Below are 20,943 nucleotides of genomic sequence, written 5' to 3' on the forward strand. Positions count from 1 at the left end.
TACATCATTTTTTGTTTTTTCCCTTTTTAGTGATTCGCTTTACTTCCTTATCAAAGTCGGATTCAAAATTCTTGTCCTGAACTACTCTGAATTTGTTATATTCCTTTTCAGCTAATTGCTTGGCAATGGTGGCTGAAATTTTACCTGCGTCTTTCAATACATTGTACTCATTGAATTGAAGGAATGCATCTAAACGAGCTACCCAATCTGTCATTTTCATTGGAACTTGCCGTTCGGCTTGTAGCTCGGCAAAGTCGAGGTACATGGTCACTATTCGGTTGAGGTCCCGGATCTCTTTTTCGTTCAGGTAGTTTTTAGCTACCGAAACATCTGTTTTTAGGATTTTACCTTGGGGGGCATTTTTCCATGTAGTTAAACCCATAAAAGGTTTAGCTGCATTGGCTCTTTCCTTGATAATTTCGGCTGCTGTATGGCCTGTGATAGCCCAATGGAGTTTGTTTTGTACCGTTTTGTAAAAAGTTTGGGTAATCTCTGCCTTAGGGTCATAGTCTATGCTGCATTGAGCGTATATGTCAGTTATTTTCTGGTAGAAGCGTCTTTCACTGGCTCGTATCTCACGGATACGTTCCAGTAATTCATCAAAGTAATCTTTACCAAAGAGTGCTGAACCTTGCTTGAGACGCTGGTCGTCCATGGCAAAGCCTTTTATAATGTACTCCCGAAGTACTTTGGTAGCCCAAATACGGAATTGTGTACCCCTTTGAGATTTTACCCTATAGCCTACCGAAATAATGACGTCCAGATTGTAATACTTAACCGTATTTTCCTGAGTTTTACCCTCTATGGCTCCATGCGGACTGGTAGTTCGGAAATCCCGAACAACCACTTTTTCATCCAATTCACCTTCTTCAAATACATTTTTGATATGCTCTGATATGGTGGATTTTGCTTTTTCAAACAACTCCTGCATACCTTTTTGGGTGAGCCATACGGTTTCATCATGTAGCAATACATCTACCTTTATATCTCCACTTTGGGAGACATAGAGCAAAAATTCACTTTGATTTGGTGTAAGACTGTTTTCCATATTTGTTAATTGGCACTTAATTTTTTATTTAAAAGCCATAGAACCGTGTTACAGTAAGGTTGAAATTTACCTTCAGGACTTTTAGTTTTGTATTGATCAATTAATTTTTTAATGCTAATGCTCTTGTAACCAATCTTTTTTAATGCTAAAGCAGCACCATATAATGCTCCTTTTCTATTTGAAATCAACACCGAATTGTTCAGGTTAAGTGTTTCTTCTATGTCTACTTTATACTTATCTGGATATGTCAATTTACCATTAGTGCTATATCCAATAATTGCTTCGCAGTTGTTTCTCGGATCAGCTGGATGAATGCTTAATTCAGTGTTTTCCTTTTTGGTATCACAATGCTTATCCGTACAAAAATCTCCTTTGCAAGCCGCAAAAAGATTAGTGTATTCCATTTTTAAAGCAGGGTAAGTACTTCTCGGTTTATAGTGCTCTACCTTCATATTTTCCTCTTTAATTCCATTCATACAATAGCAGCATATATACCCTTGATCACTTAGCAATGCTTCCTTCAATTCAGGGATTGCGTCAAAATCAACTCCTGACGTTTCTCTATAAGCTTTCCATGCCGCTGGCTCATTTCCTTTGACAATAAACTTCATCACTCATTCACCTTTTAAAAAAGCCAACATTGTTTCTGCACGGGTCAATTCTGGATCATCTGTATGCTTTTGCTTTAAGTCTTCCAGCACTTTAATAGCTTTTTCGAACTGTTCACTGTCGATGAGTTCAAATAATGTGTCAATTTCTTCCTGTACTTCAGGAACTCTCTCATTGCCCCCCATAATGGCAGAAAGATTAAATCCATACTCACGACCGTAGTATCCTTTATCTATTGGAACTGCCTTGCCTTCGCTCATTTTGAATAAGTCACCACTTGAAAGATTGGATAGCATTATTGTTGAATGAGATGCTATAATAAATTGGGGAGGCGGAATCGATAAAGCTTTGTACAAATCAATTACCTCATAAATTCCTTTCAGAAAACTACTTTGCCACTGTGGATGCAGGTAAGTATCTGGTTCATCAAGAAGCAAAAGAGAGTTTTCGTCTACAAGGAGTTCATTGATAGCTTTAATGGTAATAAGTTGTTGCTGTCCCTCGCTTAAATCATGGTGGGAAATTGCAATTTCTGGCAAATCCATGAAGATTTGTATTCCTCCAAGCATTTCCGATGCATGAAGCATGTGAAGCAGGTAAAACAACTTTTTTTCTTCTCCATAAAATTCTCTCAATGCGTACCAGTCATGGATATGGAAATTGAATAAAATTTGATCTTCATCCATGTAGTTTGCGGTCTCATTGTATGCAAACCTTCTCACTACATCAAGAAAGCCTCTCAGAAGTCCTTTAGCTCCCCAAAATTCATCCGCACCAGCTCCTGATTTCCATTGTCTCTTTTTGACAAACAAGGCTAGTGGGTTCTTATCGGGCTTAGTGATTTTGAGATCTTCAGCAAAAAAGCGATCCACACGATCATTGAACTCAAAAGAATAAAGCGAAGCCAGTAGGATTTCGAAATGATGCTTTTCGATATACATCAATGGTAAAGCTCCAATTCTTGAATATAACTCCTCAGAAGAGGTAGTAATATCTGAATCGGTTTTGGCTTCAAGTAGTCTTTCCTTGTATATCTTTTCGTGTTCGCTGCAGATAAATTCCATTGACTCAAACCATCCTGCATAATAGATTACCAAGTTTGATGGTAACAGCTTTTCTATCGTATGTCTTTTAATGAGATCATCAATACTATAGGCGTTATTATCTGTATCGATTGACCAGAATTTTTTGTTTTTTCTATCGCCTTTTAAGGTAACACCAATGTAGTCGGTAGCTGTTTCACTGAAAGTGCTGGACTCTGATAGCACTTTTTCAATTCTAAGTTCATAAGTGATTTCAAAATCAAATGGTGTGTTTTCCTGTTTTTCCTCAACATAAGTGAGGTGAGCCGAGCGAAATATCCAAGCAATGGCTTCCAAGAGTGTAGATTTACCCGAACCATTCTTGCCTATAAAGAGTGAAACAGGTTCATTAAAGTTAATTGTAAAGTCCTTTAATGATTTAAATTCCTTGATATATAAGTGATGTATTCTCATAACTGTCCATTCATAATTAGTTTGATTAATTCCAGAATTTCACTGGCAGCTATTTGATTCAATTGCATTTGGTTTTTATGCCATGAGCGGTGATTGGTTGACCAAATGATTTCGTATTGATGATGGCGGTGTAAATCTTCTACCGCACCTGCCGTAGCACCTCTGGAACGGCACGAACAAATGATAATATCACATCCCTGAGCTACGAATGTTTGAAGACTCTGAAACATTCTGCTATTCGGATCTCCCTGGCTTTCTATTCCGATTTTTATTCCATTGATTTCAACGATATAAGTAATATCTGCACCTGTGTTAATTGCTTGAAGTGTGTGGTTTGGAAAACCTGCTAACAATAAATTAGCTGTTTCAAGAACCGTTTTCGATTTGCCCTGACTCGATGGCCCGTATGTGGCAATTACTGATTTTTTCATGTTAATCGATATTGAATATTGCTGATTCAAACTGGCTCTTAGTTTGCTCAATTACTTGCTCAATTTCTATTTCTAGCCTAGAGATTTTATTTTTGATGGCGTCAATATCATTGAGAATTTTCCTCTGTTCTGAAATGCTTGGAATAGGCACTAAATAATTAGCAACTTTCGAAGCATTTAAATTTGGTTGAGCACTTCCAGAAGCCAATAATTTGAAATTTTCAATTTGACTAATTAAATAAACCCAAAGGAAATCAGTTAAAATCAACTCCGAATTTATGTCATGCAATACCGCACAGGCTTGGTTTGTGGTAGCGTCAATTCCGAGTTTAGCACTTCTTCCAGCCGTAGCACCATACATGGCTACTATTAAACTACCTTTTGGATACAATTTTGCACTTGACCTTTTCAGCCCTAATTCGGTAATATATTCCTCAGTTTCAGTGATTATATTTTCCCTGACTTCTCCCGTTTTAATCCAAGGTATCTCACCACCATAATATTGTTTATTTGACCTACTTGGGGTTCCTCCACTGCTAATTTTACATAAAGCACTAATAGGCAAGGTTTTAAATTTTAGGTTTGAGTAAAAATTTCTCATTCTTGCCATAGGGCTATTAATACCCCATTCTGATAAACTCGAAAACCTAACTACATTAAATCGTTTTGTTGGCTCTTGCGAATTGTAACTGGTAATCCCAAGATTTTCATAGAGATATAAGTCTATTTCATTTTTAAGAGTAATCAGCTTAGATTGGAGCTGTATTTCTTTTTCTACATTATTCCTGTGTTGCTTTACTATTTCTCTTTGAATTTCGATTTGAGGCACAGGAATCCTAAATCCCAAAAAAGCTTTTTCATCCACCCGTTGACGACCTGTAGTACCGGAACTGGCTTTTTGGCATAGTTCTGCAAAGTGTTTTGTGCCTGTGATCAGGTTGAAAAATTCGGGTAGAATCTTTTCAATATTGATGTTGTAACTCAAGAAATCCTGCGTGGTGATTGCCCCTTCAAGTTCAGCAGGTACAATACCGAATGCTCCATTACGGGCGTCTATCTTGCTCATAATGAATTGTCCTTCTGATATGCGGAACTGATTCTTTGTGCCAATGTCTTTACCAAAAATCAGTTCATCACCTCGCTGTATCACGCCTTTGCCGTACAACTTGATGGTTACTTGCTTGTACGCTTTATCATCTTCGAGTATTTCTTTGTCCCGATTACGCAAAATGAGATTACCGATAGGTTCCAGTTTGAACCCATCTTTATAAAAAACTTTGTCGCTCAGAATAGAACCCACGCTCCAATTGGAGAGGGTCATGAAGCGTACTTCATTGAGATATTTAAAGGCTTTCTCAGTGCGCATATGCTCCATAAAATATTTCAGGTTCACTTACAATGTTGCCATCAATCAACTGTAGTCTTGAAATGTTACCATCATCATCAACAGGATATTGTGTTTCTTTTCTAGGTTCAGCCCAGAGCTTGGCTTTTTTCCTGTAGGCTCTAAACTCTACAGCCACTTCTTCCAACTCATTTTCGCAGGGCGCACCGGTACTGGATATGCCTGCCTTTTCTACTTCAATAACCGGAATAGGATAATCGAAACGTTCTTTCACAAGCGGTTTAATTTCCGCAGCAATGAGGTCTTCAATTTGCCTTACATCTTCTGTATATTTCTTTTTCAACTCCCGAAGGTCTTTGGCTGATTTACTTTCTTTCAATTTCTTCTCTTCTTTTTTGAAAGTCGCTTTCAATTCATCCAGTTTTGGCTGGTATTTGTCTTTAATCTCTTTGGTGGTTTCCTCTGTGATTTTTTGATAGGTAGCCAACTCTTCTTCACTGAACTTTTTAAGGAATAGTAAGCTTGGTTTTACTGTAGCACCTGAGGCAATGAATACATCCTGAGGGATAGAAGTGATGTTGATAATCTTGGCCTTTCCTTCAATGTAATCTCTAATTTTATGAAGGGCACTGTTATTTAAAACTCCTTCGGGCAATACAATACCCAATCTACCGCCTGGTTTTAAAAGGTTAAGGCATCTTTCCATAAATAGCACTTCTGTCAAACCACTCCATGCACCCACATCAAAAATGTCTAATAAGGCTTTTCCTCGGCTTTTACCGTGGCCATTATCATAGGTTGCCCAATCTTGTATTTGCTTAACAACAGTCTGTCTGTAATGGCTTCCGTAACGATCTTCATAAAATCTGATTTTATCCTCATTGGGAACATCAGAGGGAGTTACTTTCAATGTTTTGTTGACTCTGGAACCAAAAGGAGGATTTGTAAGTATGACATCAAAACGTCCATCAAATATGCCGTTGACATTGAGCAATCCATCATGATGATGCACTCCACCATGACCATCACCATGCATAATCATATTCATTTTGGCGGTTCGAGCCATTCTTGGATTGGCGTCTGTACCGAAAATACAGTCGTATGAGAGCGTTTTTAAGCGGCCTTTAGGATTGTGGATGTCTAATTCAAAATTTAGCTTGACAAATAAGTCATCTACTCGCTTAGCAATTTCCTCTTGTTTCTTTTCTGGTAACTTCTCGTAATCTTGACCAAAGTAAAGCTCCTTTATTTTTTCTTTTTGCTTTTGGACATCCCTCTCAATTTTTTCCCTAACATATTCAAATGCTTTAATGAGGAATCCACCACTACCACAGCAAGGATCGCAAATAATTTCACCTTCTTCTGGATCAAGCACGTCAACCATATAGTCCACAATGGTTCGTGGTGTAAAGAATTGACCTAACTCACCTCTAAAGGTTCTTCCCAAAAACTCTTCAAAGGCAATACCTTTGATATCATCAGATGTATCAGAGAGATTGTATTTCTCCAATTCCTTCACGATTTGTAGGAAGCTTGTTTCCCTAATTTTTATACTGTCGTTGGGATCGAAGATTTCATCTGTTTTGAATACTTCTTTTGTTTTTTCGAAAAAGTGCTGGTAGAAGGGAAGGGAATCCTTTCCCGTAATTTTTTCATAGGCAGATTTCAAATCTTCAAATTCTTTTCTGGAAAACAGCGCTTTTGTTTTGGCTTGTTCTCTTTCGTAGCGAATTTTCATGAATAGAATTTTGCTGATTTCATCAAATGCGGCTTCTGGTGAAAGCTTGTCATTATTACGGATGATGTTGTGACATTTGAAAAGCAGCTTACTAAACTCGTCCCTAGTAAATGCCTTTGTTTTGGTTAAAAGCTCTTCAATTTTCTTTTTATCAAAAAGCTCAGTGGCATTTGGAATTTCAACTACCTCTTCTAGCTTTTTAGGCATTTTGCCTTTTACAACTCTAAAGAATTTGGTGTCTTTTAGATTAGTAGTAACAAAAAAATCAGCACCTGCCCATGAAGCATAGTTGTAGCCTTGGTAGTAATCTTCTTCGTGTATTGTAATTTGTTCGGCCTTACATTCAATTACAATCACCGGACTGTTATCCGAGTTGCGATCTTCTTTCGTTTTCCAAATGACGATGTCTGCTCTGGCTTTTCCTTGACCTCTTTTGGAATTATTGACTTTTACTTCCTGAGCCATTTGATCTAGGGAATAGCCATATTTATTCACTAGGTGAATTATATATTCCTGTCTGACTTCTTCTTCCGGGGTACAGATTAATTCTTTGCCGATCAATGGGGCAAAAATCTTGTTACCGTTTTTTTTGATTTCTATAGCCATTGCTCAATTATTTCGATTTCTTTTTTAATTCTTGTTCGGCATGTTTAAGTGCTGCTAATGCAGCTGTTTCATCCCCAACGTTCTCAATGATTTTATCGGACAGCCAAATTGTTAACAATTCATCTTCATTGGCATTCAGTAATTTGGCCAAAGCTATGACCTGTTCTCTCTTTGCATTTCTCTCCCCACGCTCAATTTTGCTAAACATTGGAGTGTCTATTTCAAGATTGGCCGCTAATTGTCGCTGTAAAAGCCCCTGGCTTTCTCTTAGCTCTTTTATCCTTTCACCAAAGTGCATGACTTTTTATTTTGTGACTTGTCAAATTTAGGACAATATAGGAAAAGAAAAAGATAATAAGAGAAGAAAGCGTACTTTTTTAAGTTTAAGGATTTTAAGGAAATAGAGGAAACTAAGGATTATTCGTCCTTAGTTTGACCAAAGGTGTTTGATTTCAATGGTCTGGTCGAATCTTCGGAAGAAAAGCCCAACGGGCTAATTCTTCCTTGATTTCCTTAGAATCCTGAGATTGACCACTGGTTAATTGGTTTTTTAAAAGGTGTGGTCGAAACTGCGGAAGTTTAAACTGTATTTCCTATAAATCCTTAGAATCCTCAACTTCCTTGTTTTCCTCAAGTGAGGTGTTGATGTACTGGTCGTGTGCCTCTCGGTGAATAAGCCCTGATTTCACAAAGTTGGCAATGTAACCTTCGGCTGTCTTTGCCGGAATGCTCATGTCTTTTGCTACTTCGAGGTATTTCTGACGGCTGAAGGTATGTGGCAAGGCATATAAGAACTTCTCTTTCTTATTCATTCGAGATGGCTTGGGTTCTTCCTGTGGAAGTTCTCTAAACACTTTGCTTGAATGCTTCACCAGTACTTTGACCATTGAAAGCGAAGCTTGAAAATCCCTTTCCTCACAAATCAGCTTATGGGAAGTGTCGCCTGTTTGACAGCTATTGGATAATATTTCTCCAGTGGTGCTGTCGAATGCGCCAATATTTTTATCATATTTAATGTGGCGCATTTCCATGATCCGCAAAGCGGAAAATATCATGCAGATGCGGTAGGCAATCAAACCTAACCTTCTGATAGTAGCCATGTAGTCCAACCCTTGAAGGTTCATGTACTTTTCCTGTATCTGTCCGAAAAACTGGTTGAATTGTTCCTGCTGGTCTGCTGTAAGGTGAAACTGGCGGGGTTCATCCTGCATGATGACTTTGTAGAGTTCATAGAACTCATTGCCCAGGGCTTCAAAGTAATCGTCCAGTCCGTTATCTGTTTGACTTGCAAAGACATTTTTCCATACCGGGCGAACATTCATGAAATAGAAGATGAAACGGCTGAATAAGCCGTTTTCAGCGTTGGGTATCAATGCCGAAACTTGTTTTGGCGTTCCTGAAAGGACAGTAGAAAGACAGGGGCTTTCTATGTCCACAAACTCACGGTCGGTTCTGCGATAGTAGGAAATGGTTTCATGGTGAAAGGCTTTTCTAAAGCCATCACTGTAATTTCCGTAATCGCTCTTGAAGGCATGGGCCAAGGTATCACCTTCGGTCTCGAATATCAGCCCTCTGCCATCACTATCGCCCAAAAGCTGATAAGCTCCCGTTGAACTGTTGTTGGCTGGAATGAACAGCATCTTTTCAGGTGGTTTGGCTGGCTTCTCGATACCGTCTTCCTTTCCCTTCTTTGAGTTGTATTCTGCCATTTCCAATTCATAGTGCTGTTTGTGGAGTTTGGCTTGTTCCCTCAATTCTTTGTGAATGGGGTTGACCAACTGGCGGCAATGCACCAAGCGGCCTTTACCTGCGGATGCCTGAGCGGTAATGAATAGGAATAGATTAGGGAATACACGTTTGCCATCATAGATGCCCGATACTTTGGGTAAACATGCACTGATAGCACCAATAGAGCCAAGGAGAAGAATATCCCGTTCCTCATTGGAGGTGGCAACCGCCACAACCTTTTGCAGAAATTCAGGAAGTTCAGGAAACAAGGAATCTGGAAAGGTTGGCATTTGATAGCTATCCTCTGTTTGTTTTTCAACGGTGCTATCGAATGCGCCAAATTCTTTATTTGAATTATGGTGGCGCATTTCTTCCGGGTCCTTTCGTGGAGGTGCAATATCAATCCCTGCATCTTTGGCGAGGTAGAAAAAGGTCTTTAGTGAAACGCCATGACCTTTTGATTTCAGGCAATTGTCAAATTGCTTGTCGCACTCAGTAGTGGAGTAATCGGGATAGAACTGGCTCACCCTATGAAATAGGTTTCTGCCGTTCTCACCAAACTCATCTGCAAAGGCAAAACCGATATTTACCCAATCGCTGTACGTGGAGGTAATATCTGTTCCGTTGGCTTCAATGCTTTGGATGATGCGCTCTACTTCGTCTGTTTGAGAATCTGTATTGAAAGTTTGTTGCTCTGTAACTTTCGGTTGCGGGGCTGGCTGATTAAGCCAATCCTGCGGATTGAAATTTTTTCTCATGTCACTTTTATTTTTTTAATGGTATTCGAGAACCCAAATCACTTTTGTTTAATGGCTTCGCTTTAGAGGTGTGATTTGGGTTTCTTTCCATGTCCTACAAGTATTTAGGATTGATGAATATTTCTGAATCATGCGGAAGGAAACAGGCTCTTGAAATGTCCTTTCCGGATTGGTCTATTTCGAGTTGGTAGGTGTGGGAAACGTAGTTTGCCACTGCCTTGAAATAGTCCTGGTGTTTTGCCTGCGTCAAGTCGATTGGAATTACCCATTTGAGGCCATCACCTGAAGGAGATACAAACAGTAGTTCCGTTTCAAAGTAGTGGTCGTTGAGTAGTGCAGCCTTGAGTGTAGGAATGTCCTGAATGTGGTCAAAATCGATTGTGAGCAAACCTGAATGTCTTTGAAGGTTTGCATCATTTCTCTTTGAGAAAGTGCCTGAGAAGGTCACATAATCGAAATTTTGAGCCTTGTACTTTCTGGCTTCTTTCGGGTCGGGAATGTTGCGGAGTGTACTTGTACACGAAGCAAATTCATTGCCTTTGATAAGGTTGTACACCTCAATCAAGGAGGCTTGCCGACTTGGTGTTACATTGGTGACAGGCTTATTGAAATAGCTGAAAACTGGCGCAGCCGGTTTGACTATTTCAGGAATAGCAACCGCAGGTTGCGATTCTGCCTGAGCATAAAAACCCTGTTGCTTACCGATACGCAAATGCAGTTCTTCATTCAGCTTATCGAGAAGGGCTTGCCCTTCGAGGCTGAAATGCAATGCTGCAAAATCAAAGACATTGCCTTGTGCAATGGCTTCTTCTGAATCGGTGTGCGTAGCACAACCCTCAACAACCTTTACCAACAATGTAGGCTTGTTCGCATTGAAAGGATTCTTCGCAGGTTTGCAGTCCCTTCCCGAAAGGGAAAGGACTGTTTGAGCACCATCTGAATTGTTTTTATTAGGTGTGCTCGAATCGCTTTTGGCGATTTCACCCGGATAGTAGTGTCGCAGCACATAGGCGTAGATATTTAAGCCGTAGTGCGTTTTGTCGAGAATGGCTTTTCTACTTACCTCCATAGTGCTTTGATTTTGAAGGTGAGTAATTGGATTCCAGCAAGGCTTCTATATCAGAAACCTTGTAGTAGAACTTGCCATTGATTCGGCTGTAGGGAAGAACCCCACTATCCCGAAGGGATTGGAGGGTTCTTTTGCTGATGTGAAGCGTTTGCATCACTACCTGTCCATCAATCCATTCTTCGCTGAATTGCTCCAAGCGTGATTTATGGAAGTTGAGGAGGTAGGCTTTGACTGTTTTTATGTCTTGAGTTAGCGTCAAGATCATATCCATTATCTCGTTCATAGCTTCACCCTCCCTTTCTTAATTAGGTAATCCGCTGCCCTTTGGTCTATTTCTTCCTGAGTGGAATTGCGGTTGCGTAGCAACCAAGTTTCCAACTCGGTTCTTTTGAAATAGAGCTTCTTTCCATTGGGCTTGTAGTGCGGAATGCTCCCTGCACTTGTCAGCTTGTACAAGTGAGATTGGGAAAGCTCCAGATACTGGCAAGCTTCATTGAAGTTTAAAACTTCCTTTGTGTAAATCCCCTGGCTCTCAATTAGGCGTTGGAGATTTTCAAGACGTTCAATTATTTCGTCCATGACTTAATCAATTATGAATTAGGAAATGGACATCTGGCCAAATGTCATATTCGATTGTCGAATACAGGGCTAAATTAGAATGGCTAACAGGGCGTTATGAGTGCAGAAAGCAAGGTGCAGTGCAGAGTGCAGAGTGCAGAGTGGGGTATGAAAAATATAAGCCCCCTTTTTGAGTAAAAGAGGGCTAAACAAAAACAGAAAAAAGATAGAAGGTGTAAAGTGCAGAGTACCTTATTTCAGGTTGGAAACGGACTTTTCAATTTTTTGAGCTGTTAGTTTCGGTTTCTTCTGCGACCTAAATTTTGCTCTTTCAAAGGGCTTACCGTCAGCATCAACGAAACATTGGCAAGTAACTTCCCATTGTTTCTGTTTCAAGTTCTCAACCAATTGCAGGTCGGTGTGAATGAGTTTTATGAAATAGAATAGTTCGCTGATTGTGCCTGTCCAGACTACAGGATTTTTGATTTCAGCATTAGAAAATACTCGTTTGAAATTTGGAATGGTTGTGTCTTGGCTTATCAGGTTGTTGAACTTTAAGCTGCTGCACAAATCGGAAATCTTCTCTTGAGCGGTATTGAGTTGCTTGTAGGTAAATGAATTGAATGGAATGTCCTTTGGTTTGGGTTCCGGCTTTTTAACTTGTTTCTCCGTTGCTTCAACCTCAATGATTTGAATCTCGGTCAATAATGGTTTCTGCGGTATTGGTTCATGTAGTAGCTGAGTGTAAAAATCCTCTATCACCAAATTGTCATCAATCCAAGTGCTGAAAGCATCTTGGATTTCAAGATAAAGCTGCATGTATGCAAGCTTTAGCAATTGGATGATATAGGTGTTGGCTTTGTGTGCCTGGTCAAACTCAATGGAAGCTTTCTTGGGATCTATGTATGTCAAATCAAAGTCCTTCTCTTTAATCAGCTTTCCAATGTCTTTTAAGCGGGTCTTTAAACGCTTGTTGAGGGTGTCGTCCAGCCAATAGCGGATGAGGTTTTCTGTATCGTCTTCACTGATGAGGTTGTAGAGCCTTTCAACGTCTGTCTTGAGGGTGTTCAGAATCAGCTTTGAGTAGTATTTGGTTTTGTTGTCAAATGGTCTTTCAAATTTGATTTCATACCGGAATGGGTAATCGGTGGAGACTTCTTTCAGGGAACGGAACTTTGGAGCAAACTTTTCGTCCACGCTGTTTTTCTCTGACCAAGGGCGAAGCCCCTGGTAGAGAATATCGTCAAGTATTTTTGTTTGATTGCTCATAGGTCAAGTTTGATTTTACTGGCTGCCTCTTTTTTCTTGTCGTCTATGATTTTCGCATAGACTTGAGTTGTTTTTAGCTCCCTATGGCCTAAGAGCTTTGAAACCGTGTAAATGTCGGTTCCCATTGTAAGCTGCAATGTTGCGTAGGTATGACGGGCGCAATGGAAAGTGATTGTTTTGGAGATTCCGGCTTTCATCATCCATTGTTGCAATTTCAGGTTGTGCCATGCCGAATACTTCAAACCTTTGAAAACTCTTTCTTCTCTTTCCTCACGTTCTCCGAGCAAGCCGAAGGCTTGTTCTGAAATGGGTAGGGTTTCCGCTCCTTTGGTTTTCTTCTGTCTGAATCGGATGTAGTAGCCCATTTCATTTGAGTGCTGCACCTCAGACCAAAGGAGCTTATTTATATCTGACCAGCGAAGCCCTGTAAGGCATGAAAAAATGAATGCCGTTTTCAGGATGGGAATTTCACATTCTGCCTTTACTGCTGCTTGCAGCTCATCCAGTGTCAAAAACTCTCTTTCAGGTTCTCCTTGCTTGAAAGCTTCTACACCTTCAGAAGGATTGGTTGGAATGATGCCATCTTTCACGGCCTGTTTTAGTGCTGCCCTAAGCTTGTTGAAATAGGAGTACTTGGAATTTTGGGATAGCTTCTGATTTCCATGGGCTATGGCCTTCTTATCAAGGTATTGTTTGAAGTCCTGGACAAATTGCCTGTCAACTTCGGTGAAAGATAAATCATAGGTGCAAAAGGCTTTCAGGTGCTTAATCATGCTGGTCCAATTGCCATGATTGCCGGGGCTGTCGTCTCTTTGCTGCGCAAGCAATTCAATGTAGGAAAGGAAGCTGCCTTTTTGCTTCTCCTGATCACGAAAGCCATAAACACCGTTTTGGATTTCGATTTGTCTTTGCGCCCGGATGGTTTCGGCTAATTGCATGGTCTTTTTGTTGACCTCTTTTTCCTCCTTGGTCTTTGCATTGGGGTCGAGGTACAATTTTAGGTACTCGGTTTTCCGCTTTCCCTTGTGATAATAGTCGAGGTATAAGCTGGTCTGTCCGCCCTGGTTGCGTTGTCTTAGTGTTACCTTCATATCTGAAACAGTTTATCGATTTCGGTTCTCTTGATGATTGTGCGACTGCCAATCTTTGCCGCTCGGATGTTTCCGGCTTTTATCTGCCGATAGATTGTCATGCGGCTTGCACCTAAGAGCTTGCAGGTTTCATCAACACTCAAAAAATCTTTGTGCTTTAACTGTTCCTGATTGTATTCAATTCTCTGTACCACGATAGGGGCAACCTCCTGTACCTTCTGGTCTCTCTTGCGTTTCTTGTAGTCACGCTTGGCACAGTTATCACCACAGAATTTAGTTACAGTAGTTTTGGCGATAAACTCAGTACCGCAATGCTGACAGATTTTGGGAACTCGAATGTTGCTGCTCATGGTGTTTCCTTTTTCGGCTTGTTTCTGTATCAGAGTGTATCAGGATGTATCTCTATGTAACATCATCTCGCCACTATCTTAAAAATATGTTGCTAACAACAAATATTGATTGGTCAGCAACAAATTAGAAACGAAAGATAGGAAAAAATAGGAAAATTAGCAACAAGTAAAGGAAGTAAAAACAGCCTAAAAGCAAGAAAAAGAATGGTTTAGCGTATCAAGGGAAATGTAATTACTTTCCAATGCAAAACTTGCTAAAAATATTAGCCAACAAATCATCCGTGGTAATTTCACCTGTAATTTCACCTAAGAAACGAAGTGCATGTCGGATATCTAAAGCTAAAAAATCACCAGTGATATTGCTGTCTAATCCTCTTAGTACTGAGCTTAGGCTGTTCTGAGTTTGAACCAGGTTATCGTAATGACGGATGTTGGTCACCACAGTATCTCCAGTTTTAAAATTATCAAGATTTACGGTTTCCACCAATTTACTTTTCAAAGCCTCTAGACCGTCTTTATTGATGGCAGAAATAAATAAGGTATTCGGGTCTTTTTTCATATCATCATACAATGCTGGCTGGGCTTCATCCATCTTATTCCCAACTTTAATAAATGGAAGACCCAAATTCTCCAACATATTGATATCTCGATTGACTTCAGTCAAGGTGTCATTTTTCAAATCGAACATATAAATAATCAATGAAGCTTGTTTCATTTTCTCTTTGGTGCGCGAAACTCCAATAGCTTCTACTTTATCCTCTGTTTCTCGTAAACCAGCCGTATCGATAAATCTGAAAACTACGCCTTCTAGATTAATTTCATCTTCTATAAAATCTCTAGTAGTACCCGCTATATCGGACACAATGGCTTTTTCTTCGTTTAAAAGGGCATTGAGTAAAGTGGATTTTCCTGTGTTAGGTTTCCCAGCAATTACGGTAGGGACTCCATTTTTAATGACATTTCCCAAATCAAAACTACTGACTAAGGCGGTTATTACGCTTAGCAACTGATTGACCAATTTTTTCAAATCATCTCTATCGGCAAATTCCACATCTTCTTCGCCAAAATCCAGTTCCAATTCAATCATACTGGCAAAGTGAATCAGTTCCGCTCTCAGGTTTTTAATTTGTTCTGAGAATCCTCCACGCATTTGATTCAAAGCTGCCTTATGTGAAGCTTCTGTATCAGCATTTATCAAATCTGCAACTGCTTCTGCTTGCGCTAAATCAAATTGACCATTCAAAAAAGCTCTTTGAGTAAATTCCCCAGCTTTTGCTAAACGAACTCCTTTGGTTAAAAATAATTTAATAAGTCGTTGAACAATATAAGGCGAACCATGACAGGAAATTTCGACTATATTTTCCTTCGTAAAAGAATGCGGAGCTATAAATAAAGTAGCCAATACTTCATCTATAATTTCTCCTTCGTCATTCCGTATGGCACCAAAATGTGCAGTATGGCTTTTTTGCTGCAGTAGATTTTTGCCACTGAATACGTTATTAACAATATTTATTGCGTCATCTCCTGAGAGACGGATAACGGCAATAGCCCCCACTCCTGGTGCTGTAGATAATGCAATAATGGTTTCCTTCAAATGATCTAGCATGATGCAAATTTCATCATTTCTCGGGGATAATAAAATGGATTTCTGTTTTAAGCCAATTCCTCCCCTTTAGCTGCTGAATATAATGCATACCAGTCCTCTTTTTCGATGGTTTTTGTTTTAACTGCTAAAGCTTCTTCTAATCTATCAGTTTTGGAAGTACCTAAAACCGGAATAATTCCGGACGGATGTTTTTTCAAAAATAGCAACATAAGCTGAGCAGCATTCAACTCATATTTTTCACTTAATCTTTTCAAAATATGGTTCAAATTCCGTTCTGACTTTGTATTGCCTTTATGCATAAAATGACCTCCTCCTAGCGGTGACCACGCAGTAGGCTGTATGTTTTTCATTTGTAACTGGTCTAATGTCCCATTTTCAAAAGGAGAAAGATGGCTCAGAGAGACTTCGACTTGATGTGTAACTAAAGGAATCATTGTATTTAGCATTTCAAACTGAGATGGTGTAAAATTGGAAACACCAAAATACTTTACCTTACCCTCTTCCTGCAGCTTTGAAAAAGTTGTTGCAATTTCCGCTGGATTCATCAAAAAATCCGGTCGGTGAAGCAAAAGAATATCTATATAATCAGTTTGAAGGTTTCGAAGGGAATTCTCTACAGATTCTATAATGTGTTCTTCCCCACTATCATATGATTTAAGTGCGTATTTAGGCCTACTTTCTGAAGGCATTTTAATACCGCATTTGGTCGTAATTTGCATTTCAGTTCTTAAATTTGGCCTATCCTTCAGCGCTTTCCCAAAATCCGCTTCTGTAGTGTAATCGCCATAAATATCCGCATGATCAAAATCTCTTAGTCCTAGTTCTAAAGATTTCTCAATAAAATCTATCCATTGGCTAGTATTAAAATTTTCTCCCCAGCTGCCGAGTCTCATAGTGCCAATTAGGTAAGAAGAAAATTTTACAGATTTTTTAGATAAGCTTGTTTGTCTCATGGGATTATTATATTCAGACTAAAATTTACGTAAATATTTCAACTTCACATATCCAAAATTAAACTTCTTCGTTAGCTTGCACAAAGATTAATCAATTCATGAGGTAAGCTTCAATATTCAAAGGCATCTTTATAAAATTCATAATAAAAAAATTCATAGCAGATCCTAAATAGGAAGTTATCTTTGAGGCAAAAAAAGATATAAAATCAATACTATACAAATGAAATTAAACGAGCGTTCAACCACCAACAAATTATTATTAGTATTAGTAATTCCAGTGATTTTCTACAGTCTGCAGTTACTATCTTTTATTTTTATACCCTTAATGTTTGCCATTTTTATTGCACTTTTATTCACTCCAATGATGCGTTGGATGAAAAAAAGAAAAGTTCCACAATTTATAGCATTAGGCTCTGTCATACTTATTTTAACTCTTACAGGATTTTCAACTGTAAAAATAGTGCAGATGTCTGGAAAACAAATCCAAGAAGGTAAATCAGAAATTTTCAGAAAACTGGACAACAAAGTAGAAAAAGTGATTACTCCTTTTGCTGAAACTTTAGGACTAAACACAAATAATGGAGAAAGTACCATTAAAGGCTTATTAAAAAGTGATAAAATAGAAGGATTTCTTTTAGGCAATTTCAGTATTACCATATCATTTATAAAGAGTACTGTGGTTAATATTTTAATGACCCTTTTCTTTTTAATGTTGCTATTGGCGGGTTCACTTAACTTTAAAGACATATTACAAAGCACCTTATTTTCTGGTGGCACTCAATCTGTAAAAACTTTTATGAAAGTAGAGCGAAGTGTTTCTGAGTTCCTTAAAGTTAAAATTTTCGTGAGTTTCTTAACAGGAGTAGCCTTTGGAATTATTGCATGGTCATTAGGCATTAGTTTCCCGCTTTTCTGGGGGCTATTTGCTTTTGTCATCAACTTTGTTCAGATGGTGGGTTCAGTTATTTCTACCGTCTTTGTGATGCTGTTTGCATTTATTGAAATTGAAAGTCCTGGAACATTATTATTAGCGGCCATTTTATTTACTGGAGCTCAGGTGGTGTTTGGAGCGGTTTTAGAACCTATTTTCATGGGAAGATCTTTTTCGATAAATATCATTGTAGTTTTAGTAATGCTGATGTTTTGGGGATTTATTTGGGGAATACCTGGCTTAATTTTATCAATTCCATTGACAGTACTTTTTAAAACGATTTTGAATGAATTTCCAGAAGGAAAGAAATTTGCCAAGCTCATGTCTTGATACTATTTTGAAAATTTAGTTCAGAAGTTTCCAACTGCTTTAGCGATATAATGCAATGCGATTAACAGTATGCTGGAAATAAATAATGAGTAGCTTCATGTAAAATAATGATTCTATGATTGATACCTAAATCATCAGTTTTTTTTCGTATTTTCAACCAAACTATTACCCCATTTTAATTACATGCTGAAAAAGAAGACCTTAAAAAGAACTGGTTTCATTTTCTTTAGCAGCATTATCGCACTTTTTATAGCGTGGCAATTGCTTAAGGAATTGAAAATTAAATCCTATGTAGTGGAAACATTGCATAGCGAGTTTAATCACTATTTTGTGGATTCTGTGCATCTTGAAACTGAAGATATCTCATTCCGGTTTTTACAAAAAAAAATCATATTAGAACAGGTTAAAATAAATTTAATTGCTGACCAAAAAGATACCCTTGCCAGTTTAGAATTACCGAATTTAAGTATCACCTGGGATAACTATTGGGAGACCTTCAATAATCAACTCTACAAATTCAACACCTTAGAACTTCAAAAAGCAAGACTTTTGCTTCCATTTGATTTTAAAAAAATTAAAAGAACAAAAGCTTCACGACCTTCATTCGAGGGAAAACTGGAGCTTGAAATAAAAGAATTTGTTGTAGATAGTGGAGAAATTCTTTTTTATGATGAACGAGACACCAAAACAGGAAGAATTAATGCTGAATACAATTTAATTGCTCACGATTTAATATTCAAAAAAGGCACTATTCCAGAAACTTTCCAAGATGTAGCGAAAGATATCTTTTTAGAGTTTCATGATCTGAAATATTTTCTAAAAGATGACCTTCACAAGGTCGAAATTGGCAAACTAGCATTTAACTTATTTCAACAGAATATAACTATAAATGAAGCTCATTTTTCATCCATTCATTCCCCTGAAAAATTTGCAGAACTAAAGGGAGAGCAAGCAAATCATATTGATGTTTTATTAGATAGTATTCAGCTCAATGACATACAATGGCAGGGTGATAGTATGGTGAGCATCCATACAATTTTCACCCATGAAATCGATTTAACAGTGAGGAAGGATAAAAATTATCCTCTTCCAGATGACCGATATGTACCGATTTTAGTGGAACTTCTTAAGGAAAGTGATATGTCAATTGATGTCAGACAATGTATTATTCAAAACATGGATCTGAATTACTTTGAAATCCCCGATGGAAGTAAAGAGACGGGAACAGTGGTTATTACTAATATTCAGGGTGACATCTCCAACATCACTAACCGAAAGGATAGTATAGCAAAATATGGTGAAAATTTGGTAATAAATGCAAGTGGTAACTTATATGATGAAGGTAAATTAAAAGCTGATATTCGTTATAATTTAAATTCCAACTATGGATATTTCACAGTTGCGGGTAGCTTAGAACCTATGCCTCTCGCGGCTATTAATCAGTATCTGTCTAAATCATATCCTGTAGAGATAACTTCAGGACAAGTAGATGAATTATTTTTTAATTATTCTGGTGGCAATATAGCGGTTAGTGGTGAAATGGAATTTAAATATTCTGATTTCAAAATTCAATTTCATCAAGTTTTAAATGAAGATGAAAAAGGAGACAACGCGTTAAGTTGGTTAGCCAATATTGCATTATCACAACAAAATCCTAAAAAAAACGGAAGGTATAGAGTTGGCAAAATTCAGTTTACACGAGACACTCGAAAATCTATGTTTAGCTATTGGTCTAATAGTTTGGTTTCAGGATTTCAATCTACCGTTGGAATGGGAAAAGCATCACGAATTGAGAAATTAGAAAAAGTGGAGAACGAAGAGAAAAAGGATAAAAATCTGTGGCAAAAAATGGGATTCGGAAAGGAGGACGAAGGTGAATAAATGGAAAATTTTAGTGGGTCTTATAGTTTTAGTTACTATTGCAGCATTTGGTAATATTATCTTTTTTGATGAAGAACAAGAGAATTCAAACCGAATCAATGGCTTTAATTTAGTAGCTCCTCCTCAAGCTTTTCCAATTGATTCATTGCAAAGTGTAAAAAATACTGGGGCAGAATGGGTCTCCGTTGTGCCTTACGCTTTTTGTAATGCTCAAACTGCTGAAATCTTTTATGATAGGCCTCGTCAATGGTGGGGAGAAAAGCCTGAAGGAATAAAAGAAACTATCTTAATGGCGAAATCACTAGGAATGAAAGTAATGTTGAAGCCACACCTATGGGTCGGTGGTCAGGGCTGGGCTGGAGATTTAGAATTTAAATCAGATAGCCTTTGGCATGTTTTTGAACAGCAATATGCTCAATATATCAATACCTACTCAAAAATAGCTGATTCTTTAGATGTAGAAATATTTTGTATCGGTACAGAAATTCGCAAATCAACAGAAACCAGAAATGATTTCTGGAATCATTTAATATCAAATACTAGACAGCATTATAAAGGAAAAATAACATATGCTGCCAATTGGGATGAATACAATCAAATCAAATTTTGGAATGAATTGGATTATATAGGAATTGATGCATACTTCCCATTAAGTGATGAAAAATCTCCCACAAAAGATGAATTAATTAATACCTGGGAGCTTCCGATGAAAGAAATGAAAAACATTTCAGATAAATTTAATAAACAAATTTTATTCACTGAATACGGATATGAAAGCATAGATTACAATACTATGGGGCATTGGAAATTATCTAAAGATACTTTAAATGTTAATTTTGAAAATCAAAAAATTGCCTTTGAAGCGCTATACGAATCACTTAATTCAACTAAATGGTGGCAAGGTGGTTTTATTTGGAAATGGCATTTGAATAGAAACGGATTAAACAAAAGAACCGTAAAAGCTTATACACCACAAAATAAATTAGCGTTAAAGGCTATTGAAGCTGAATTTAAACATATTTTTTAACTCAAACGAACCATGAAATGAGCTCAAACTTAGAAATACTATTTTTTACCTGCGGGAGTATATATAAGTTTATCGCGAATTCTTTGTGACCATTAAAACCACAGACACATGAAATGAGC

19 protein-coding genes are annotated in these 20,943 nt (G+C 38.0%); 3 read left to right on the top strand and 16 right to left on the bottom strand.

Annotated elements, in window-relative coordinates; all coding sequences use genetic code 11:
• Positions 1-4: 4 nt before the first annotated feature.
• From VFM92_RS15020 to VFM92_RS15095, 16 genes are all read right to left on the bottom strand, one after another.
• Positions 5-1,048: a virulence RhuM family protein gene (locus tag VFM92_RS15020; RefSeq protein WP_325123048.1), complete on the bottom strand. Its 1,044-nt coding sequence runs from the start codon at positions 1,046-1,048 to the stop codon at positions 5-7.
• A 5-nt stretch (positions 1,049-1,053) separates the two neighbouring features.
• Complete coding sequence (locus VFM92_RS15025) at positions 1,054-1,659, bottom strand: retron system putative HNH endonuclease (protein ID WP_325123049.1); 606 nt, start codon at positions 1,657-1,659, stop codon at positions 1,054-1,056.
• Positions 1,660-1,662: 3 nt separating this feature from the next.
• Entirely contained in the window at positions 1,663-3,153 is a 1,491-nt protein-coding gene (locus VFM92_RS15030; RefSeq protein WP_325123050.1) for an AAA family ATPase, read from the bottom strand.
• Complete coding sequence (locus VFM92_RS15035) at positions 3,150-3,584, bottom strand: hypothetical protein (protein WP_325123051.1); 435 nt, start codon at positions 3,582-3,584, stop codon at positions 3,150-3,152. Before VFM92_RS15035 ends, VFM92_RS15030 begins: the two co-directional genes overlap by 4 nt.
• Before the next feature lies 1 nt (position 3,585).
• Positions 3,586-4,959, bottom strand: a complete 1,374-nt coding sequence (locus VFM92_RS15040) for a restriction endonuclease subunit S (RefSeq protein ID WP_325123052.1) — start codon at positions 4,957-4,959, stop codon at positions 3,586-3,588.
• On the bottom strand, positions 4,940-7,273 hold the full coding sequence (locus VFM92_RS15045; RefSeq protein WP_325123053.1) for an N-6 DNA methylase: 2,334 nt from the start codon (positions 7,271-7,273) through the stop codon (positions 4,940-4,942). Before VFM92_RS15045 ends, VFM92_RS15040 begins: the two co-directional genes overlap by 20 nt.
• Positions 7,274-7,280: 7 nt before the next feature.
• Entirely contained in the window at positions 7,281-7,571 is a 291-nt protein-coding gene (locus tag VFM92_RS15050; RefSeq protein ID WP_275870129.1) for a helix-turn-helix domain-containing protein, read from the bottom strand.
• Between the two features lie 295 nt (positions 7,572-7,866).
• The gene (locus tag VFM92_RS15055) at positions 7,867-9,759 is read right to left on the bottom strand and encodes a DUF3987 domain-containing protein (protein ID WP_325123054.1); all 1,893 of its coding nucleotides are present in this window, start codon (positions 9,757-9,759) and stop codon (positions 7,867-7,869) included.
• A 94-nt stretch (positions 9,760-9,853) separates the two neighbouring features.
• A complete protein-coding gene (locus VFM92_RS15060) occupies positions 9,854-10,828 on the bottom strand; it encodes a BT4734/BF3469 family protein (protein ID WP_325123055.1) in 975 nt (324 codons plus the stop codon).
• A complete protein-coding gene (locus tag VFM92_RS15065) occupies positions 10,815-11,111 on the bottom strand; it encodes a helix-turn-helix domain-containing protein (protein ID WP_053224400.1) in 297 nt (98 codons plus the stop codon). The genes VFM92_RS15060 and VFM92_RS15065 overlap by 14 nt, the downstream gene beginning before the upstream one ends.
• Positions 11,108-11,407: a helix-turn-helix domain-containing protein gene (locus VFM92_RS15070; RefSeq protein ID WP_325123056.1), complete on the bottom strand. Its 300-nt coding sequence runs from the start codon at positions 11,405-11,407 to the stop codon at positions 11,108-11,110. Before VFM92_RS15070 ends, VFM92_RS15065 begins: the two co-directional genes overlap by 4 nt.
• 231 nt (positions 11,408-11,638) lie before the next feature.
• On the bottom strand, positions 11,639-12,655 hold the full coding sequence (locus VFM92_RS15075) for a DUF6617 family protein (protein WP_325123057.1): 1,017 nt from the start codon (positions 12,653-12,655) through the stop codon (positions 11,639-11,641).
• Positions 12,652-13,746 (bottom strand): site-specific integrase, encoded by a 1,095-nt coding sequence (locus VFM92_RS15080; protein WP_184497461.1) that lies wholly within the window; start codon positions 13,744-13,746, stop codon positions 12,652-12,654. Before VFM92_RS15080 ends, VFM92_RS15075 begins: the two co-directional genes overlap by 4 nt.
• The gene (locus VFM92_RS15085) at positions 13,743-14,096 is read right to left on the bottom strand and encodes a helix-turn-helix domain-containing protein (RefSeq protein ID WP_325123058.1); all 354 of its coding nucleotides are present in this window, start codon (positions 14,094-14,096) and stop codon (positions 13,743-13,745) included. Before VFM92_RS15085 ends, VFM92_RS15080 begins: the two co-directional genes overlap by 4 nt.
• A gap of 232 nt (positions 14,097-14,328) precedes the next feature.
• Positions 14,329-15,702: a tRNA uridine-5-carboxymethylaminomethyl(34) synthesis GTPase MnmE gene (mnmE, locus tag VFM92_RS15090; protein ID WP_325123059.1), complete on the bottom strand. Its 1,374-nt coding sequence runs from the start codon at positions 15,700-15,702 to the stop codon at positions 14,329-14,331.
• Between the two features lie 47 nt (positions 15,703-15,749).
• Entirely contained in the window at positions 15,750-16,655 is a 906-nt protein-coding gene (locus tag VFM92_RS15095) for an aldo/keto reductase (RefSeq protein ID WP_325123060.1), read from the bottom strand.
• A gap of 220 nt (positions 16,656-16,875) precedes the next feature.
• Here VFM92_RS15095 and VFM92_RS15100 point away from each other — a divergent pair, with 220 nt between their 5' ends.
• From VFM92_RS15100 to VFM92_RS15110, 3 genes are all read left to right on the top strand, one after another.
• Positions 16,876-17,916, top strand: coding sequence for an AI-2E family transporter (locus VFM92_RS15100; protein ID WP_325123061.1), 1,041 nt, complete (start codon positions 16,876-16,878; stop codon positions 17,914-17,916).
• A 183-nt stretch (positions 17,917-18,099) separates the two neighbouring features.
• Positions 18,100-19,797, top strand: coding sequence for a DUF748 domain-containing protein (locus VFM92_RS15105; RefSeq protein ID WP_325123062.1), 1,698 nt, complete (start codon positions 18,100-18,102; stop codon positions 19,795-19,797).
• A complete protein-coding gene (locus VFM92_RS15110) occupies positions 19,790-20,824 on the top strand; it encodes a glycoside hydrolase family 113 (protein ID WP_325123063.1) in 1,035 nt (344 codons plus the stop codon). The genes VFM92_RS15105 and VFM92_RS15110 overlap by 8 nt, the downstream gene beginning before the upstream one ends.
• Positions 20,825-20,943: the final 119 nt, after the last annotated feature.

Source organism: Marivirga sp. (genome assembly GCF_035704835.1).
Classification (GTDB): domain Bacteria; phylum Bacteroidota; class Bacteroidia; order Cytophagales; family Cyclobacteriaceae; genus Marivirga.

What these genes read in the sequence shown, in the direction of transcription:
- VFM92_RS15020 (WP_325123048.1), bottom strand. Translation starts at nt 1,048, where the DNA reads ATGGAAAACAGTCTTACACCAAATCAAAGTGAATTTTTGCTCTATGTC.
- VFM92_RS15025 (WP_325123049.1), bottom strand. Translation starts at nt 1,659, where the DNA reads ATGAAGTTTATTGTCAAAGGAAATGAGCCAGCGGCATGGAAAGCTTAT.
- VFM92_RS15030 (WP_325123050.1), bottom strand. Translation starts at nt 3,153, where the DNA reads ATGAGAATACATCACTTATATATCAAGGAATTTAAATCATTAAAGGAC.
- VFM92_RS15035 (WP_325123051.1), bottom strand. Translation starts at nt 3,584, where the DNA reads ATGAAAAAATCAGTAATTGCCACATACGGGCCATCGAGTCAGGGCAAA.
- VFM92_RS15040 (WP_325123052.1), bottom strand. Translation starts at nt 4,959, where the DNA reads ATGGAGCATATGCGCACTGAGAAAGCCTTTAAATATCTCAATGAAGTA.
- VFM92_RS15045 (WP_325123053.1), bottom strand. Translation starts at nt 7,273, where the DNA reads ATGGCTATAGAAATCAAAAAAAACGGTAACAAGATTTTTGCCCCATTG.
- VFM92_RS15050 (WP_275870129.1), bottom strand. Translation starts at nt 7,571, where the DNA reads ATGCACTTTGGTGAAAGGATAAAAGAGCTAAGAGAAAGCCAGGGGCTT.
- VFM92_RS15055 (WP_325123054.1), bottom strand. Translation starts at nt 9,759, where the DNA reads ATGAGAAAAAATTTCAATCCGCAGGATTGGCTTAATCAGCCAGCCCCG.
- VFM92_RS15060 (WP_325123055.1), bottom strand. Translation starts at nt 10,828, where the DNA reads ATGGAGGTAAGTAGAAAAGCCATTCTCGACAAAACGCACTACGGCTTA.
- VFM92_RS15065 (WP_053224400.1), bottom strand. Translation starts at nt 11,111, where the DNA reads ATGAACGAGATAATGGATATGATCTTGACGCTAACTCAAGACATAAAA.
- VFM92_RS15070 (WP_325123056.1), bottom strand. Translation starts at nt 11,407, where the DNA reads ATGGACGAAATAATTGAACGTCTTGAAAATCTCCAACGCCTAATTGAG.
- VFM92_RS15075 (WP_325123057.1), bottom strand. Translation starts at nt 12,655, where the DNA reads ATGAGCAATCAAACAAAAATACTTGACGATATTCTCTACCAGGGGCTT.
- VFM92_RS15080 (WP_184497461.1), bottom strand. Translation starts at nt 13,746, where the DNA reads ATGAAGGTAACACTAAGACAACGCAACCAGGGCGGACAGACCAGCTTA.
- VFM92_RS15085 (WP_325123058.1), bottom strand. Translation starts at nt 14,096, where the DNA reads ATGAGCAGCAACATTCGAGTTCCCAAAATCTGTCAGCATTGCGGTACT.
- mnmE (WP_325123059.1), bottom strand. Translation starts at nt 15,702, where the DNA reads ATGCTAGATCATTTGAAGGAAACCATTATTGCATTATCTACAGCACCA.
- VFM92_RS15095 (WP_325123060.1), bottom strand. Translation starts at nt 16,655, where the DNA reads ATGAGACAAACAAGCTTATCTAAAAAATCTGTAAAATTTTCTTCTTAC.
- VFM92_RS15100 (WP_325123061.1), top strand. Translation starts at nt 16,876, where the DNA reads ATGAAATTAAACGAGCGTTCAACCACCAACAAATTATTATTAGTATTA.
- VFM92_RS15105 (WP_325123062.1), top strand. Translation starts at nt 18,100, where the DNA reads ATGCTGAAAAAGAAGACCTTAAAAAGAACTGGTTTCATTTTCTTTAGC.